16 protein-coding genes and 1 pseudogene are annotated in these 16570 nt (G+C 33.2%); 8 read left to right on the top strand and 9 right to left on the bottom strand.

The genetic code is table 11. The features are described from left to right. Positions 1-143: 143 nt before the first annotated feature. Genes IGL98_RS02215 through IGL98_RS02205 form a run of 3 tightly spaced genes read right to left on the bottom strand, consistent with a single transcriptional unit; the run spans position 144 to position 3520 of the window. Positions 144-1610, bottom strand: coding sequence for an ABC transporter substrate-binding protein (locus IGL98_RS02215; protein ID WP_206912583.1), 1467 nt, complete (start codon positions 1608-1610; stop codon positions 144-146). A 26-nt stretch (positions 1611-1636) separates the two neighbouring features. After that, positions 1637-2557, bottom strand: a complete 921-nt coding sequence (locus IGL98_RS02210) for a carbohydrate ABC transporter permease (protein WP_206912582.1) — start codon at positions 2555-2557, stop codon at positions 1637-1639. 15 nt (positions 2558-2572) lie between these two features. Further along, positions 2573-3520 carry an ABC transporter permease gene (locus IGL98_RS02205; RefSeq protein WP_206912580.1) on the bottom strand — a complete coding sequence of 316 codons (948 nt, stop codon included), beginning with the start codon at positions 3518-3520 and terminating at the stop codon, positions 2573-2575. Between the two features lie 193 nt (positions 3521-3713). On the opposite strand from IGL98_RS02205, the gene IGL98_RS02200 reads away from it, so the two are divergent. Next, entirely contained in the window at positions 3714-4049 is a 336-nt protein-coding gene (locus IGL98_RS02200; protein ID WP_206841278.1) for a RidA family protein, read from the top strand. Positions 4050-4260: 211 nt separating this feature from the next. On the opposite strand, the gene IGL98_RS02195 is transcribed toward IGL98_RS02200, so the two are convergent. Together IGL98_RS02195 and IGL98_RS02190 are read right to left on the bottom strand one after the other, a co-directional pair. Next, entirely contained in the window at positions 4261-4866 is a 606-nt protein-coding gene (locus IGL98_RS02195) for a class I SAM-dependent methyltransferase (protein WP_206912578.1), read from the bottom strand. Positions 4867-4876: 10 nt separating this feature from the next. Next, the gene (locus IGL98_RS02190) at positions 4877-5467 is read right to left on the bottom strand and encodes a GDSL-type esterase/lipase family protein (RefSeq protein ID WP_206912576.1); all 591 of its coding nucleotides are present in this window, start codon (positions 5465-5467) and stop codon (positions 4877-4879) included. A gap of 158 nt (positions 5468-5625) precedes the next feature. On the opposite strand from IGL98_RS02190, the gene coaA reads away from it, so the two are divergent. Together coaA and guaA are read left to right on the top strand one after the other, a co-directional pair. Continuing rightward, complete coding sequence (gene coaA / locus IGL98_RS02185; protein ID WP_025869911.1) at positions 5626-6549, top strand: type I pantothenate kinase; 924 nt, start codon at positions 5626-5628, stop codon at positions 6547-6549. Positions 6550-6810: 261 nt separating this feature from the next. Then, positions 6811-8367: a glutamine-hydrolyzing GMP synthase gene (gene guaA, locus IGL98_RS02180; RefSeq protein ID WP_206841286.1), complete on the top strand. Its 1557-nt coding sequence runs from the start codon at positions 6811-6813 to the stop codon at positions 8365-8367. Positions 8368-8692: 325 nt separating this feature from the next. On the opposite strand, the gene IGL98_RS02175 is transcribed toward guaA, so the two are convergent. The 4 genes from IGL98_RS02175 to IGL98_RS02160 form a co-directional block, all read right to left on the bottom strand. Then, positions 8693-10906, bottom strand: a complete 2214-nt coding sequence (locus IGL98_RS02175) for a peptidase domain-containing ABC transporter (RefSeq protein WP_206912575.1) — start codon at positions 10904-10906, stop codon at positions 8693-8695. Between the two features lie 137 nt (positions 10907-11043). Then, positions 11044-11193: a hypothetical protein gene (locus IGL98_RS02170; protein WP_206841291.1), complete on the bottom strand. Its 150-nt coding sequence runs from the start codon at positions 11191-11193 to the stop codon at positions 11044-11046. An 84-nt stretch (positions 11194-11277) separates the two neighbouring features. Further along, entirely contained in the window at positions 11278-11958 is a 681-nt protein-coding gene (locus IGL98_RS02165) for a hypothetical protein (RefSeq protein WP_206912574.1), read from the bottom strand. Continuing rightward, positions 11927-12616, bottom strand: a complete 690-nt coding sequence (locus IGL98_RS02160; RefSeq protein WP_206841297.1) for a cell division ATP-binding protein FtsE — start codon at positions 12614-12616, stop codon at positions 11927-11929. Before IGL98_RS02160 ends, IGL98_RS02165 begins: the two co-directional genes overlap by 32 nt. Before the next feature lie 323 nt (positions 12617-12939). On the opposite strand from IGL98_RS02160, the pseudogene IGL98_RS02155 reads away from it, so the two are divergent. The 5 genes and pseudogenes from IGL98_RS02155 to IGL98_RS02135 form a co-directional block, all read left to right on the top strand. Next, positions 12940-13290, top strand: a pseudogene (locus tag IGL98_RS02155) (glutamine-hydrolyzing GMP synthase); the annotation flags it as partial. A gap of 177 nt (positions 13291-13467) precedes the next feature. After that, positions 13468-14193: a hypothetical protein gene (locus IGL98_RS02150; RefSeq protein ID WP_206912572.1), complete on the top strand. Its 726-nt coding sequence runs from the start codon at positions 13468-13470 to the stop codon at positions 14191-14193. Positions 14194-14507: 314 nt separating this feature from the next. Beyond that, positions 14508-14807 carry a sce7725 family protein gene (locus tag IGL98_RS02145; protein ID WP_206841347.1) on the top strand — a complete coding sequence of 100 codons (300 nt, stop codon included), beginning with the start codon at positions 14508-14510 and terminating at the stop codon, positions 14805-14807. Positions 14808-15681: 874 nt separating this feature from the next. Next, complete coding sequence (locus IGL98_RS02140; protein ID WP_069635547.1) at positions 15682-15894, top strand: hypothetical protein; 213 nt, start codon at positions 15682-15684, stop codon at positions 15892-15894. A 3-nt stretch (positions 15895-15897) separates the two neighbouring features. Next, entirely contained in the window at positions 15898-16497 is a 600-nt protein-coding gene (locus IGL98_RS02135; protein ID WP_206841302.1) for a Fic/DOC family protein, read from the top strand. Positions 16498-16570 lie beyond the last annotated feature (73 nt).

Genomic DNA, 16570 nt, shown 5'->3' with positions numbered 1-16570 from the left:
TAAATAACTATTACGAATATTCCAAATAAAAAACTACTGCATATAATAAACTACGCAGTTTAAACAGGATATTGTTTTTTTTAAAAGAACCAAGTAAAAACGATGCATCATCGAATCACTTGGTTCCATCTACTTGGTCTGTTCTATTGTTTCAAAAAGTCATCGTATTGTTTTTGCATTTCAGTCAGAACTTTGTCGTAACCAGCATTAGCAAGTGCTTCTTTTAATTTAGGAACTGTTTCTTCTGGATCAACGGTCCCTGTATTTAAACCATCCAAATATTGGCTCATAACGTTGGCTATATTACTCATCTCTGTTTTTACATTCGATGTTACAAAGTTGAATCCTAAAATCGGAGATGTCTCTGCTTTAGCAATAGATTCATCACGTTCTTTGATCATTTCATCTGTGATGGTATCTTGTGTATAGAGAATTTTATTATTTCCAGTATTCCATGCAGGTAAGTGCGTATTTGGTTTATAGCCATCTAATAGCTTGATTTTATCCTCTTTACCAGGAATTTTTTCCCAAGCTTCGCTTTCTATTCCCCAAACTAAACCGTTCAGTAATTCTGGATCACTATTGATTTGACCTAAAACTTCTACAGCTTTTTCTTTGTTTTTAGAGGTATTTGAAACCACAAAGTTCGCCATTCGTGCTTGATCACTTGATTTTAACGGTGTAGTAAATGCTTTGGAAACTAATTCTTGACCTGCCGCATTACTTAAAATCGTATCACCATAATCGTAAGGACCTTGTGTTTCTTGACGGATGAACCATGTATTTCCTTCTAGCGGAAACTCTGTATTGCTCGTTGCTGCGTCTGATGGAATATATCCTGCTTGATACCATTTATGCATTGTTTTTAGGGAATCCATAAAGTCTTTGTTTTCGTACTGGTTGATGATTTTTTTCGTATCACCATTTAAACTGACGGCAAACGGATAACCATTTCCAATTGGAAAATCAAAATCGCCTTGTACTTTAAACCCTTGACCGATTGCGAATGCAGCAATATTCGGTTCTTTTTCGTGGAACGTTTTTAGTACGCTTTCTGCATCTTTATATGTTTTGATATTATCAATCGATAAGTTGTATTTATCCAAATATTGCTTGTTGAACGTCAAGACTTGTTGTGAGTATACATTACCATTGACTGGAAACGCATATAGCTTACCATCTACTAAATTCCCTTTTATATACGCTTCATCTAACTGATCATAAGCATCTTTCGCAAACTTCGGCGCAAGTTCAGTTAAATCAGCATATGCTCCTTTTTGAGCGTTCGGCACATAATTATCTGCAAAAGCAATATCATAATTTTCACCAGAAGAAACAATAACACTCATTTTCTTCTCGTAATCGCCCCAACCAATATACTGAATATTTAGTTTTGTTCCTGTCTTCTCTTCGATCCTCTTGTTGGCAACTTCCATCAATGTATCATAATTATCTGGTTTATCGCCAATTTGATACATCAATAATGTATTCTCGTCTGACTTTTTACTGCTTCCGTCAGTCTTCGCTTTACTTCCACCGCCACATGCTGTTAACGCACCTAAAAGAACAACTGCTGTACTTAAACCGACTACTTTTTTCCACGTCTTCATTTCTGTTCATCTCCATTTTCTATATATTATTCCTTAACTCCGCCAATCGTTAACCCTTTGACAAAATACTTTTGGAAAAACGGATAGCTGATCGCAATTGGTAATGTCGAAATAACTACGATTGCCATACGAGCAGATTCTCCCGGTATTGCTGCCATTCCGCCAGATAATTGACTACTTGCTCCGGCATTTTGAGTCAGATACTGAATATTATTTTGAATCTTCATCAATAAATATTGTAGTGGAACTAAGCTATCTTTTTGAATATATAAGAGTGCATTAAACCAATCATTCCAATAGCCTAAAGCTGCAAATAAACTAATTGTTGCAATCCCTGGCACGGCTAACGGTAACACGATTTGAATAAAAATCCGCATCTCAGAAGCGCCATCGATCCTAGCCGACTCGATAATCGAATCTGACACTGATCGTTTGAAAAATGTTCGCATCACAATAATATTAAACGGACTGACCGCCATTGGCAAAATCAACGCCCAAATCGTATCTTTTAATTGAAGTAAATTCGTCATCACGATATAGTTTGCGACCATTCCTGGTGAGAATAACATTGTGATCAAACAAAAAACTGTAAAAAAACGACGGAATGGAAAATTAGATCTTGAAATCACATAAGCATAAAGTGACGTCGCTGTACTATTGATCAAGGTTCCAACTACTGTCACTAACACTGTCACAAATAACGCTTGAAAAATTTTGTCCTGCATCTGATCAAATAAATAAGTATAGCCGAACAAACTAAATTCCTTAGGCCAAAAACTATAACCGTTCGCGGCTAGTGCTGTTTCATTAGTCAGTGAGATCGCCACGACAAACAAGAACGGCAAAATACAAGATAAAGCAAAAACAGCGATCAAAATATTAAAAAAGAAGTTAACTGGTTTGTTAAATGAACGAATTGCTACTTTTAAAACTGGCTTTTTCCTCAATGTTTTCACTCCTCCTTAGAATAATGCCGAGTCATTATCGAATCGACGAACGATTCCATTTGTGACCATCAACAAGACAAAACCGACCGTTGACTGATACAACCCAGCTGCAGCTGTCATCCCGATATCTCCCGTAGCAGTCAAACCGTTAAAGATATACGTATCTAAAACAGACGTAACCTGATACAACGAACCTGAGTTTCTCGGAACATTATAGAACAAACCAAAATCCGCTCTAAAGATATTTCCCACAGCTAAAATCGTCAAGATCGTCATTAGAGGTAATAATTGAGGTATCGTAACATTCTTGATTTGTTGCCATTTACTAGCACCATCTACCATCGCAGCTTCATAATAAGTCGGATCGATCCCCATAACAGAGGCAAAATAAATGATACTATTGTACCCAATTCCCTTCCACGTTCCGATAAAGACTAAGATAAACGGCCAAAATTTCGGTTCACTATACCAATTGATCGGTGTTCCTCCACGACTTGTGATCCACTGATTAAAAATCCCTTTGTCTGGGCTTAAAAAGGCATAAACAAAATACCCAATAATAACCCAAGATAAAAAGTACGGCAAAAGAGACATCGTTTGATAGACTTTCACCAAACGCTTATTCCGCAGTTCACTCATCACGATTGCAAAAAATACAGAAATGACAAGGTTCAAAATAATAAAGGTCACGTTGTACAACACTGTATTTTTAGTAATCAAAAACGCATCATTAGAAGAAAATAAAAACTTGAAATTCTCTAAGCCAACCCAAGGACTCGCTTTTAAACTAGCAATAAATCCATCTGGTGAAATATGAAAATCCTTGAACGCTACCACATTGGTCAAAACTGGAATATAAAAGAAAAAAATCATCCAAACCATCGCTGGAATCGCCATTAAGATCAACGCCTTATATCGCCAAATATTTGTAAAAAAAAGCGAGCTCTTTGACTTTTTCTTCATTTCCCCAACTCCTTTCATCAAATTGTCTACAATAGAATTGTAGCGCTTTCAATTAGGGATAAAAATAAACAAAATATAGATATTCTTATAGAAAATATAGATGTTGAGAAAAACGCATCAAATAGCCTACTTAACGAAGCACTGTTAATCAGTATGATACAATGAACTTATAAACTCGATTGGAGGAAATATCATGCAAATTTATCAAAACACAAAAATTGCTAGCAACAAGTCCTTATATATTTCTGGTCAAACACCAAGCAAAGAGGGACTCACATCACAAAGTATTGAAGAACAAACAGAGGTTGTATTGGAAAAAATCACAGCCGCTTTACATGAGCATGATTTAACAGTAGATGATTTAGTCAAAATTACTATATATATTACAGATATTTCTTATTTACTAAGCGTTAGAAGTGTATTAGCAGATTTTATAGGGGAGTCAAAACCAACTGCTACGTTAGTCGTTGTTGCAGGGCTGATTGATCCAGATTTTAAGGTAGAAATCGATGCTATTGCAGCTTTTTAAATGCCACATTGATACAATCGCAGATATCATCATCGTAAATTATGTGGTACCGTTTGGCAGATCTGACACCGCCTTCTCACTTGTAAAAAAAATTTAACGAAGCTAGCACTTGGAAAGCTATTTATACATAGTTTTTTTACAGCTCCTCATAGAATAATACGCAAAAAAACGAGACCCTTGTTTCGATGGTCTCGTTTTTTTATGTTATAAATTATGCTTCTTTAACACTTTTCAAAATATAATAGCCTTTGTCTTTCGTTACGATTTCTACATTACCAAAGACTGCTTCCATTTTTTTCTCAGCACTTGGCGCACCTTGTTTCTTCTGAATCACTACGGTCAACGTCCCACCAACCAAAAGTCTCGGATGAGCTTCACTTAAAATTTCATGAACCACTTTTTTTCCTGCACGAATCGGCGGATTACTGATGATTGCTGCATATTGTTTTTCATGAACTTCAGCGTAAATATTAGATGTATGGATATCAACATTTTCTACCCGATTTTTCTTGGCATTTTCTTGTGCCAGCGCAACAGCTCGTTGATTGACATCGATCATTTCAACTATTCTGCCACTAAATGTTGCAAGCGTTAAACCAATTGGACCGTAGCCACAGCCGACATCCAGTAACTTTCCTTCTGGTAGTTCTTCCCAGTCAAATGCATCGATCAATACACGAGAACCAAAGTCCACTGTATTACGGGAAAACACTCCACTATCTGTTAAAAATTGGAATTTCTTTCCTCTTAACTCAAACGACCATTGCTCTAAATCATGCGCTAGATCTGGATTTTCTGTATAATAATGATTCGTCATTTTCTTCTTCCTAACTATTTTCTTTTGTCACCAGTCTACCTTTTATTTCTCGAACAATCAAGGCAGCTAATAAATCATAACCTGTTTTGGAAAAATGCAGCCCGTCTGCTTGCAGAAATTCATATGTTCCTGGATAAACGACCATCGCTTTGTATACATCGATCACAGGGATTTCATATTTAGCACCGATCACTTTCACTCGTTCAACATACTCACGAATACGGTTATCATCTCGGGTTGGTTTTCTAGCACAATCCACATAAGGCGGTGTGAGTAGAATGACTTTTTCTTTACCGATTTTAGTGATCATTGTTTCGATATTTTCTGCATATTTTTCTAAAGGAACTAAGTTATCGCTATTCGTGTCATTAGCGCCAAAGAAAATCGTCACGATATCTGCTTGTTCTGCCAATACTTCTTTATCCAAACGGTTCATTGCACCTTGTGTCGTATCTCCTGGCATACCCGCATTCACGATCATAACTTCTTCATAATTTTTAATGGCTAACTCTTCTGTGATCAAGTTCTGTAAGATTGGTGTGATTGCTTCTTCGCCATATCCTGCAGTGATGCTATCTCCAAATAAAACAATTTTTTTCATCAGGCATTTTCCTTTCCAAACTAGTTTTCTTTATTTATCATACCATTGAAAAGACTGTTTTGCTGAAGCAAAGAATTATTTCAGGAATTGGTGTTAGGTCTAGCTAAATTATGTTAAAATAAGAGCGGAAAGAAATGTTGGCTTTGGTGGAGGAACCGATGGACGATAAAATGAATTATTACCCCATTTCACGGAAGGAATGGCAGGGCTTCTATCATAACGGCAAAGCGCCGCTGACAGAAGAAGAATTAGAAGATATTAAAGGCTTCAACGATCAAATTTCACTTCAAGATGTGCAGGACATTTACGTGCCTTTAACACATCTGATTCATTTATATATGAAAGAATTTGAGTCTTTGACTGTTAGCAAAGGGCTGTTTTTGCATGAATATGTACCTGTTCCGCCTTTTATCATCGGGATCGCTGGTAGTGTGGCTGTTGGGAAAAGTACCACCGCCCGCTTGTTGCAGCTGATTTTATCCAGAACCTTTAAACGCCGCAATGTCCAACTGATTACGACGGATGGCTTTTTATATCCGAATAAAGTGTTGGAAGAAAAAGGTATCATGGATCGTAAAGGATTTCCTGAAAGCTACGACATGGAAAAGTTGATCGACTTTTTAAACCAAGTCAAAAATAGCCAAGAAGAAATCAAAGCACCACTTTATTCTCATAGTGTGTACGATATTATCGAAGGCGAATATGAAGTGATCCAACAACCAGATATTCTGATCGTTGAAGGAATCAACACACTACAATTGCCTGCCAATCAGCAAATTTACGTCAGTGACTTTTTTGACTTTTCGGTCTTTGTAGATGCGGAACCGAAGCTGATTGAAAAATGGTATCTTGAACGATTTGGCGCCTTACTCGATACGGCCTTTCTTGATCCAGATAATTACTATTATCAATATGCGATCGGCAATCGTGAAGATGCCTTTGCAATGGCTAAAGAAGTTTGGAAAACTGTGAATTTGAAAAACTTAGAGGAATATATCTTGCCAACTCGAGGTAGAGCGGATATTATACTTCATAAGACTGAAAATCATATTATTGATGAGATATTTATGCGTAAATATTAAAATCAAGTTCACTAAGCTTGGAACATCTGCTACTATTTCCACTCAACAGTAGCACTACTTAATTTGATTCTAAAGGGGTCAGAATTTTCCTAACAGAAAATTCTCCATAAACGGTGTAAAAAGAGCAGGTTCTTCGGCAATTTCCTAAATCATATACAATCCAAAAAACGGATTCCACATGATTTAGTCCAATTGCTCGAACCTAAACGCCCTTTTTACAACCTCTTATTAGATAAATCTAAATGGATAGGGGTAATAAATGTGACCAATGTTGCCGATTTGACAACTGTCGAAAAAATTATTGTTTTAGACTTTGGTAGTCAATATAACCAATTGATTACTCGACGTATTCGTGAATTTGGCGTGTTCTCAGAATTATTGAGCCACCGAATCACAGCGGATGAAATTCGCGAAATGGCACCAAAAGGAATTATTTTCTCTGGTGGCCCAAATAGTGTTTATGATGAAAATGCATTCAGTATCGATCCTGAAATTTATGAATTAGGCATTCCAATTCTAGGGATTTGTTACGGTATGCAACTGATGATGCATAATTTAGGTGGAAAAGTTGAACCTGCTGGCAACCGTGAATACGGCAAGTCAGAGCTATCACTTTTGATTCCTGATTCACCTATTTTTAAAGGAACACCTGAAAAACAAATCGCTTGGATGAGTCATGGTGACCTAGTCGCTGCTATCCCTGATAGCTTTGAAACTGTCGCAACTAGCGCAGATTGTCCGTTTGCTTCAGTTGAAGATACTGCTCGCAACCTTTACGGTGTACAATTCCATCCAGAAGTTCGTCATTCTGAATATGGGAATGACTTATTACGTCACTTTACTTTTGATATTTGTAAATGTGAAGGCAACTGGACAATGGATAACTTCATCGAAATGGAAATCAACAAAATCCGCGAACAAGTCGGCGATAAAAAAGTCCTTCTTGGCCTTTCAGGCGGCGTGGATTCAAGCGTTGTTGGTGTGCTTTTACAAAAAGCTATCGGCGATCAATTGACGTGTATCTTTGTGGATCATGGTTTATTGCGTAAAGGTGAAGCAGAACAAGTAATGGATAGTTTAGGTGGGAAATTTGGCTTAAACATCATTAAAGTAGATGCGAAAAAACGTTTCTTAGATAAATTAGCTGGCGTTTCTGATCCAGAGAAAAAACGGAAAATCATTGGAAATGAATTTGTTTATCTTTTTGACGATGAAGCAACAAAACTTGATGGAATCGACTTCCTAGCGCAAGGAACCCTTTATACAGATATCGTAGAAAGCGGAACTGAAACAGCGCAAACAATCAAATCTCACCATAACGTGGGCGGATTGCCGGAAGATATGCAATTTGAATTGATTGAACCCTTGAATACGTTGTTTAAAGATGAAGTTCGTGAATTAGGAATTGAATTAGGAATGCCAGAAGCGCTTGTTTGGCGCCAACCATTCCCTGGTCCTGGTTTAGGGATTCGTGTTCTTGGTGAAATTACTGAAGATAAACTAGAAATCGTACGTAACTCTGATGCGATTTTACGTGAAGAGATTGCTAATGCTGGTTTAGACCGTGATATTTGGCAGTACTTTACTGTGTTACCTGGCATCCGTAGTGTGGGTGTAATGGGTGATGGTCGTACGTATGATTATACTGTGGGGATTCGTGCAGTGACTTCGATTGATGGGATGACGGCTGATTTTGCGAGAATTCCTTGGGATGTGTTGCAGAAGATTTCTGTGCGGATCGTGAATGAAGTGGATCATGTGAATCGGATTGTTTATGATATTACGAGTAAGCCACCTGCTACTGTGGAGTGGGAATAAAAAGCTAGTACAAATTCAAATAGGATTATCTATTTGACAACATTTATTGAAATACAAAATGAGTAAAAACAGCTTCTTTTACCAAGTAAAATCCCTGTCTTTAATTTTAGACAGGGTTTATTTTTCATAAAAAATTTCAATGTTCATGGAAAAAAAACTGCGTTATAAGACTAATAATATATGGAATAAACATCCCAATTGATAAAAAAGCCACAGAAATTTTTTGAATCAATTTCATTTTTAAAACTATATACTCCAAGAATAATTCCTAACATAAATAAAAAACTACAGAAATTATATATATAAGCTACAATTGTCATTTTAGTTACTCCTTTTCACTGTTAAGTTGTTGATAAATATAATTAGTTTTTAATAATTCTTTATGTGTGCCTATTCCCATAATTTCCCCTTCCTCCATCACTATAACTTTATCAAAATATTTGGCTAAATTAAGGTTATGAAAAACAGAAATTATAGTTTTATTTGCCATCTTTTTAGTCATATATTCAATTATTTTTTTTTCTCCTAAAGAATCTAAATTACTCGTGCCTTCATCTAAAAATAAAAAATGAGCTTTTGAAATTACTAATCTCGCAAGCACAATCATTTGTTTTTGCCCACCAGAAAAGTTATTTCCCTGTTCAGTCACTTGTGTTTCCACGCCTAATGGACATGTTTTAATGAAATCATTGAAACCTATTATGTCTAAAATATCATTATATTTCTCAATACTATCTTCATCCGTATTCAAAAAAAGATTATCTTTAATTGTTCCTGTAAATAAATCGCATTTTTGAGAAATGTACCCTATTCTCTCTCTATACTCTTTTTTTGTAGAAATATTTATATTTTTTGAAATTAGCAGTTCTCCTTTTTCCGGAGTAATTAAACTAGAAATAATTTTAAGTAGCGTAGATTTCCCGGAACCACTTTTCCCCACAATAGCTACCTTCTCATTTTTTTTAATTTTAATATTTATTTCTTTCAAACATTCATTATCAAAATTATAAGAATGACTAATGCTTTTTAAAACAATCGCAGATTCTTTGTCATTATCTTTAGAGAGTAACTGCAGATCCCCTTGTTCAACGGGTGTTTCTAGTATATCATTCAATTTTCCAATTGAAGCATGCATTTTTTGAATATCTGGTTGAATTCCCATAAGATTTTTTATAGGTAAAATAAAAAATGGAACTAAACTTAAAAATAGAACCAAGCTTCCAAGAGTCAATAAATCTAGAGCAATGTAGGTTGCACCTTTAAATAGAATCAAAAGCATAAAAATGCTTTCTACTATCGTTATAATACTCATCAATATATTATTAATTTGTATTTCTTTTCTTACATAGTTAGTTAGCTTATCAATAGATTTCATAAATTTTATTGCATATTTTTCTTCTAAAACTTCTGTCTTTATAGTCTCTATTCCTTGTATTGATTCAGATATAGACATTACTGCTGATCCATTTACTTCAATTTTATTTTTATTTAGAATATTAATGGGTTTAACAAATATAAGAGTTATAACAACATAAATAATTGCCATTGCACATGTCAAAACAAATAAATTTATATTTATATTTATTAGTATAAATGATGCAGTAATTAAAGAAAAAAACTCTAGAATAACTGTCAATACTACTTTAGAAATCATTTGTTGAATGTCCATGATTGTTTGATATCTTGATATAATTTCTCCCGTATCACGACTATGAAAAAAGGATTCCTCTAACTTTAATAAGTGATTGATAAACTTAGAATATAAATCATCATTCATTTTTTTTGATAAGTTAGAAACCAAAACGGCTCGAAAAATACTTATTATTCCTTGTATACCGAAAAATAATAACATCCCAAACAGCAGTGCTGGTAAGTTGCTAAGCAAATAGTCAAATAACTTTGCAAATACTCCCATAGAATCATTTGTTAACTTTAGATCATTACCCAAAATTACTTTATCAATAATAATTTTATATACATAAGAAACAGCTATAGAAGAAATAGATAATATGATTGAAAATATTGTAATAATAACTATTATCGAGAATTTATCTTCAAAAAGATTGATATATTTTTTTAAAGGCTTCAATTTATCCTCTTTTTCCAAATAAGTTGAATTTGTTTTTGAAAATGTTATTAAATTACCTGTCCATAACTTTTCAAAATCAGCATATGAAACCTCTTTTTTACCAAAGCCTGGATCAAATAATTCTATTTTTTCTTTAGTCATATTAATTAAAACTACAAAATGAGACATGCCCTCCAAAGTAGTAACGTGTGCTATACAAGGAAACTTGATACTCTCATTTTCTATCTCATCAGTAAACTCTTTAAACGATCCACTTAACGCTTCTGCCTCCAACCCAACCTTTTTACTTGCCTCCAAAACACCAAAAATGGTTCCTCCTTGATTATCAACCTTAATTAATTCCCTTAATCTAATCATTGATATATTTCCACCAAAAATTCTAATAACTGTCGCCAAGCAAGCTACAGAACAATCTCTTTGATTTTGTTGCATGACACCATAGCCGAACATAATAAAACCCTTCTTTCTCAAAATAAAAAGCAGCATAGATTGTCAAATGCTACTTTCTATCTTATTTTTCATTTTAATCTCATCATAGAATAAACTTTAAATAACTAGTTTATTCCTCAATTTTAAACTAGGTTATACTATATGCTCATAAATGGTCCATGAAGATAATTAATTTGAGCATGACGCAATCCTGCACCAACATTTGTTCCTTTCGCTCCACAATACGGGAACCAACAAGTCCAACCTGCTTTTACTTGTTTTGTTTCTTTTACACTCATTTTTTTCATCTCTATTCCTCCAATTAAAAATTTATTTATTGATAAAGATTTAAAAATTTTAGACAATCTATTATTTTTAAATCATACAATACTTCAATTCAAATAAACTATTTTCAATATTCTTTTCTTAACAAAAAGTATACTGATAGCGAACAAACACATTATTCCCAAAACTATACTAAACATTTTTACTATACTAAAAATATGAAGCCCATTCCTGAATGTGCTTCCAATCGGAAACATCTCCATTAGTAAATACAAAAATTTGTTTATAAATATCCCCGCCAATAGATACCCTAAAATTAAAAAAATAGGAATCAAATAACATACTTCTATTACAATTTCAAAAGAAATATATGTAGGTGTAGCTCCCAGTAATAATTTTGTCTCAATATCATCCTTTTGAGCAATAATTTTTTGAATTAAATAAATGAAAAATCTGAAAATTCCGAAAATTATGAATCCAACTATCATTATAAGCAAACCTATTTTTATAGTTAATAATAGAAATTTCAAATCAGTCTCCGTATTAACAACCTGTATGTCATCTACAGTTGAATTATTAATTGATTTTTCTATCGAATTAGAGGCTAAACGAAAAATATTTAACAAATAAAGAAGCAAAAATTCAAAAAAGAAAAACATTAATGTTGAAACATCACTATAAATTGTTTCTCCTAACTTTCTCCGTCTAATTTTCATACTTCTATAAAAAATATTTTTGATATAGATGATAGAATGTTTATTCTTTGTAGTATTGTCCATTTTTTTCATCCCTTATTATTTCTCCGTTATTTAACTCAATAATTCTATTGTTCTGCTGATTTACAATTCTTAAATTATGGGTAGCCATAATAATAGTTTGACCTTCTCTGTTTATCTTCTTTAAATAATCCATTATGTTATCTGCACTACTTGGATCTAAATTCGCTGTAGGCTCATCAGCAATAAGTATTTGAAAATCTCCAACTAAAGTTCGAGCAATTGCTACCCTTTGCTTTTCACCACCTGACAATTGGTTAGGAAATCTATTTTCAAAACCAATTAAATCTACTGTCTCTAAGGCCTCTAATACTTTCTTTCGAACTTCTTCTCCATTGTAGATCCCTTGAACCTCCAATGGGTATGCCACATTTTCAAATACATTTAAGTCTTGAATTAATCGAAAGTCTTGAAAAATAAAGCCAATATTTCTTCTGTAATAATTCATTTCTGATTTATTATTTTGATCCATCAACTTCTTATTGAAAATTATTTTCCCTTCATTGACTCCCCCACCTAAAGATAACGTTTTCAAAAGTGTTGACTTACCAGAACCACTTTTCCCAATAATAAAAACAAATTCCCCGTTTACAATTGATAAATTTATTTTTTTAAGAATAATTTTATTTGTGATACTTCTATAAACGTCAACTAACTCAATTATAACCAAAATATAATCAACCTCTCACTTTCTAAATTAAACTATATAGCACAAACATAAAAAAGTCAACATGTAATTTAAAAATTACTTAAAGTTCTTTTCGTAGTGTATATACATAACTTCAGAAAATGTTATTAAAATAAACTATTGTATTAAGTTTATATACACGCATAAAACTATATAAAATATGTTTTTTTGAGGCTCTATACTTTCTAATTATTGACAAAAAATAAGTAGGCACCTTTTTTAATGCAAAATAATGGAAGAGCCATCCAAAATACCTTTAGAATTACGTCGCCTAAAAATAATGCTACTGTTTTTTTAAATGGGTTATTCGTGTTCTTGGTGAAATTACCGAAGATAAATTGGAAATCGTGCGTGATTCTGATGCGATTTTACGTGAAGAGTTTGCCAAGGCTGGTTTAGATCGTGATATTTGGCAATACTTTACTGTGTTACCTGGCATCCGTAGTGTGGGCGTGATGGGTGATGGCCGTATGTATGATTATACTGTGGGTATTCGTGCAGTTACTTCGATTGATGGGATGACAGCTGATTTTGCTAGAATTCCTCGGGATGTTTTGCAGAAGATTTCTGTGAGGATCGTGAATGAAGTGGATCATGTCAATCGGATTGTTTATGATATTACGAGTAAGCCACCTGCTACTGTTGAGTGGGAATAATGTACAGGTGAATGACTCACAAATCCATTGATTTATAAGGGGTTTTGCACCATTCAATTATTCCTAAAAAAAAAAATTATGCAAATTTGGTAGCTTGTGTGACCACGTTTGTAACCTCTAAGTCAGTCAGAAATGGCTGGCTTTTTATATAAAATAACACAGAAAGTGAGAGTCTTAATGAAAGCATACAACTATCAGTTTACTCAATTTATAAGTAAATCTTTAGTTACTTTTGATGATTACCAAGAGGAAGAGGAATTTACTTTATTTTGCACACAGTTAAGTAAAGAACGGTTTCCAAAGAAGAATGAAAGAGATAAAATTTTAAATGACTGGATAGCTTTTTTTGAAAATAATCCTGAAAAAATAAAAAAACTTCATGTCACTGGAAGAATGAATCAAAAATTATTTAATGCTATCTGCACTCAAAAAAATTTAGAAGAACTTTATATTAAATGGGGAGTTTATCCTGATTTAACACCAATTAAACAATTAAAAAATCTCAGATACTTATCTTTATGCGCTGGTGCCTCAGCTAAGGACATTTCTCCAGTTAGCTCACTCACCAAACTTGAAGTATTAATTTTAAAAACAGTAGGCGTTATTGATTATTCTTCTTTTAGAATCTTGCATAATCTTCAACAATTAGGAATTCACAGTGGTATGGATAATTTAGTTAAAGTGGAAAGTTTAGAATTTTTAAAAAATTTACCACAACTTAAAAATTTTAGAACAACAGGGTTTCGGCTATTGAATCATGATTACAGCCCAATTCTCTCATTAAAAAATTTAGAATTTCTTTCTGTAAATATGCCTGCATATGACCATAAAATATGGAATGACCAATTAGCTACTCATTTTTCTCATATATCAGAAAACAAGCACCAAATTTTTTATTCTTAATTAGAAAATTTGCTTACATTCTACAATATGCCTTCTTTATTTTTTTGAGAAATGCTAAAGAATTACCCCTTTTGGAAAAACTAGAAGTTCTAAGCCATTCTTAAATTCGTTGTGGCCTTAGACACCTATTAAATATAAAGCAAAGCGATTTACTCTTTATTGAGCACGTCGCTTATTTTTATACATTGAACGAGCAAATCCTCTTTTTCTTTAGGAGACAATTTTTTAAGTTTCTCTAGTTCATTATCTTCCTCAATCTCAAAAAAGTCTTTATAAGACATTCCAAATGCTTCAATCAGTTTATCTAAAGTTATATAGGCTTTTCTGGTTATTCAACCATTGGGAGAGAGTTTTCTTCTGGTGGCTTTGCTCCCTATACAGTTGCTATTCATATTGTATATTTTGATGACCAAAATCAATTAATGTTTAGAAACTACACTTCAGATTCTAACGATGATTACGAAGACACTGTTGGTACTTTCAAAGAAGCTATGGAAAAACTTGTTAATTGTGAAAAAATCCATGATATTCAAACAGATGGATTGATCGCTTTAAGAGATTATTATAAAAATGGACATTTCCCTACTTTTGGCGTTGTAAAAAAATGTCCTTAAAACATCATTTTGAACTCATTCATCTAATACTTAAACACTATATATAGTGCCTAAGTATTGACTTATTTCTTGAGAAATATATACTTATTAGTGTAAGTTGGATACATGGCATTAGCTCTAGTAATTCTATGGAGGAGATGCCTATGACAATGTATCAAGGCCTTTATCTACTTTTGGCAGCATGTACATTTGTTTTAAAATGCTATGATAGCTTTAAAAAATAAACAAAAAGCCCTTATCTAAACTTCCCAGTCCAAGATAAGAGCAACATGAAAATCTGAGCTTCTAGTCAAAAAAACAACTTACTTATAAGTCAGTGTTCGAGCACTGACTTTTTATTTTGTCTAAAAACTACTTATAGTTTTTTTAAATTAAACCACGGATTTCGTGGTACTTACTACTGGCATTATACAAGTACTTATATGTAAATGTCAACAAAGTTAACTAACTTATAAGTTATACTAGTTCTTTAATCCCTACTTAATTTCAATATGGGCATCTTTATTTATTCATCATCAAATATTGTATTATTCATCTCTGGAAAATCCAACAATTAAAGAACTGGCACGAAACATTCAGTTTAATAAAAAACAACATCCATAATCACTCTATTCCCGATAACCTCTTTTATGAGCATGAGCGAATACTAAAAACATTAACTCAAGAAACACAAAAACTTAAAACCAAAAAGAAACTGAAAAACATTTTGATTTAAAATCCTAGCCGCAAAATGGGATTTTAAAGTTCATCAGTATTAGCCGAACTAATACTGATGAGCAATAGATTTAAACAAGTAGTTAACTATCTAACTACTTGTTTTTTTGAAAACAGCTAAAAAACATAGTATAATGAACAAACACAAGGAGGGGTTATTATGGCATTTCAAATTGAACTAAATGAACAAGAATTATCCATTCAAGGTGTACAATTTCAAACAAAAAAAGAATATACCATAATGAAGAACTCTTTAGGTTCAAGTATGTATGAGGGCTTCGAGCCAACAAAAGACATGGTTCAGCTTCTAAAAGACATTCATGATGGAAAGAAAAGCAGAAATGATATTCTTACTTTTGTCTTAGGAAATTAACTCATGAATAACAATTATAACTATATAGATAACGAGAATCTTTACACTTACCCTAATTCAAAGGTTTTAAAAAATATTCCTGCTATTGACGATTTAGAAAAGTTACATTTAACTGAACATCTTTTTGTATCTAACAGGATAGCTGAATTAGCTGAAAATCCCATTTTAGTCAACTCTATGGACTCTATTAAGGACATTCATAAGTATCTTTTTCAGGATATGTACACTTGGGCTGGTGAATATCGCAAAGTCAATATCAGTAAACAAGGTTATCCCTTCATGGCGTTCCAATCTTTCCCACAAGGTCAGCAGTATATTAATGGTTTGATTCAAGAATTTTTATCTGGAAATCTCTCAAAAATAGAGATTAGTAAACAGCTTGCTACTATATTAGATGATTTAAACCATATGCACCCATTTCGAGAAGGAAATGGCCGAGGTCAAAGAGAAGCTATTCGCTGTCTAGCATTAGAAAAAGGATATGTACTGGAATTGAATCCCGCAGATAAGGAACAAGTTTATAAAGCATATATGGACGGTGTGATTCATTCCCATCTTGAACTTTTGGAGAAAGTTATCTTTGAAAACTTAGCACCACTTTGATACTAACTCTTATAAACTAACTGCTTTTTAAACTATTCAAATTAGCTTAAACCCTTTTAAACTGGTGATTTCC

Source organism: Enterococcus sp. DIV0840 (genome assembly GCF_050527835.1).
In the GTDB taxonomy this organism is placed as follows: Bacteria; Bacillota; Bacilli; order Lactobacillales; family Enterococcaceae; genus Enterococcus_L; species Enterococcus_L ureasiticus.
This window is presented reverse-complemented; position numbering and strand designations above follow the sequence as displayed.

Bases quoted from the DNA above. Each gene is read 5' to 3' on its own strand.
- IGL98_RS02200 (WP_206841278.1), top strand. From the start codon at position 3,714: ATGCAAATTTATCAAAACACAAAAATTGCTAGCAACAAGTCCTTATAT.
- IGL98_RS02135 (WP_206841302.1), top strand. From the start codon at position 15,898: ATGAATAACAATTATAACTATATAGATAACGAGAATCTTTACACTTAC.
- IGL98_RS02150 (WP_206912572.1), top strand. From the start codon at position 13,468: ATGAAAGCATACAACTATCAGTTTACTCAATTTATAAGTAAATCTTTA.
- IGL98_RS02170 (WP_206841291.1), bottom strand. From the start codon at position 11,193: ATGAAAAAAATGAGTGTAAAAGAAACAAAACAAGTAAAAGCAGGTTGG.
- IGL98_RS02215 (WP_206912583.1), bottom strand. From the start codon at position 1,610: ATGAAGACGTGGAAAAAAGTAGTCGGTTTAAGTACAGCAGTTGTTCTT.
- IGL98_RS02190 (WP_206912576.1), bottom strand. From the start codon at position 5,467: ATGAAAAAAATTGTTTTATTTGGAGATAGCATCACTGCAGGATATGGC.
- IGL98_RS02175 (WP_206912575.1), bottom strand. From the start codon at position 10,906: ATGTTCGGCTATGGTGTCATGCAACAAAATCAAAGAGATTGTTCTGTA.
- coaA (WP_025869911.1), top strand. From the start codon at position 5,626: ATGGACGATAAAATGAATTATTACCCCATTTCACGGAAGGAATGGCAG.
- IGL98_RS02140 (WP_069635547.1), top strand. From the start codon at position 15,682: ATGGCATTTCAAATTGAACTAAATGAACAAGAATTATCCATTCAAGGT.
- IGL98_RS02205 (WP_206912580.1), bottom strand. From the start codon at position 3,520: ATGAAGAAAAAGTCAAAGAGCTCGCTTTTTTTTACAAATATTTGGCGA.
- IGL98_RS02165 (WP_206912574.1), bottom strand. From the start codon at position 11,958: ATGAAAAAAATGGACAATACTACAAAGAATAAACATTCTATCATCTAT.
- IGL98_RS02195 (WP_206912578.1), bottom strand. From the start codon at position 4,866: ATGACGAATCATTATTATACAGAAAATCCAGATCTAGCGCATGATTTA.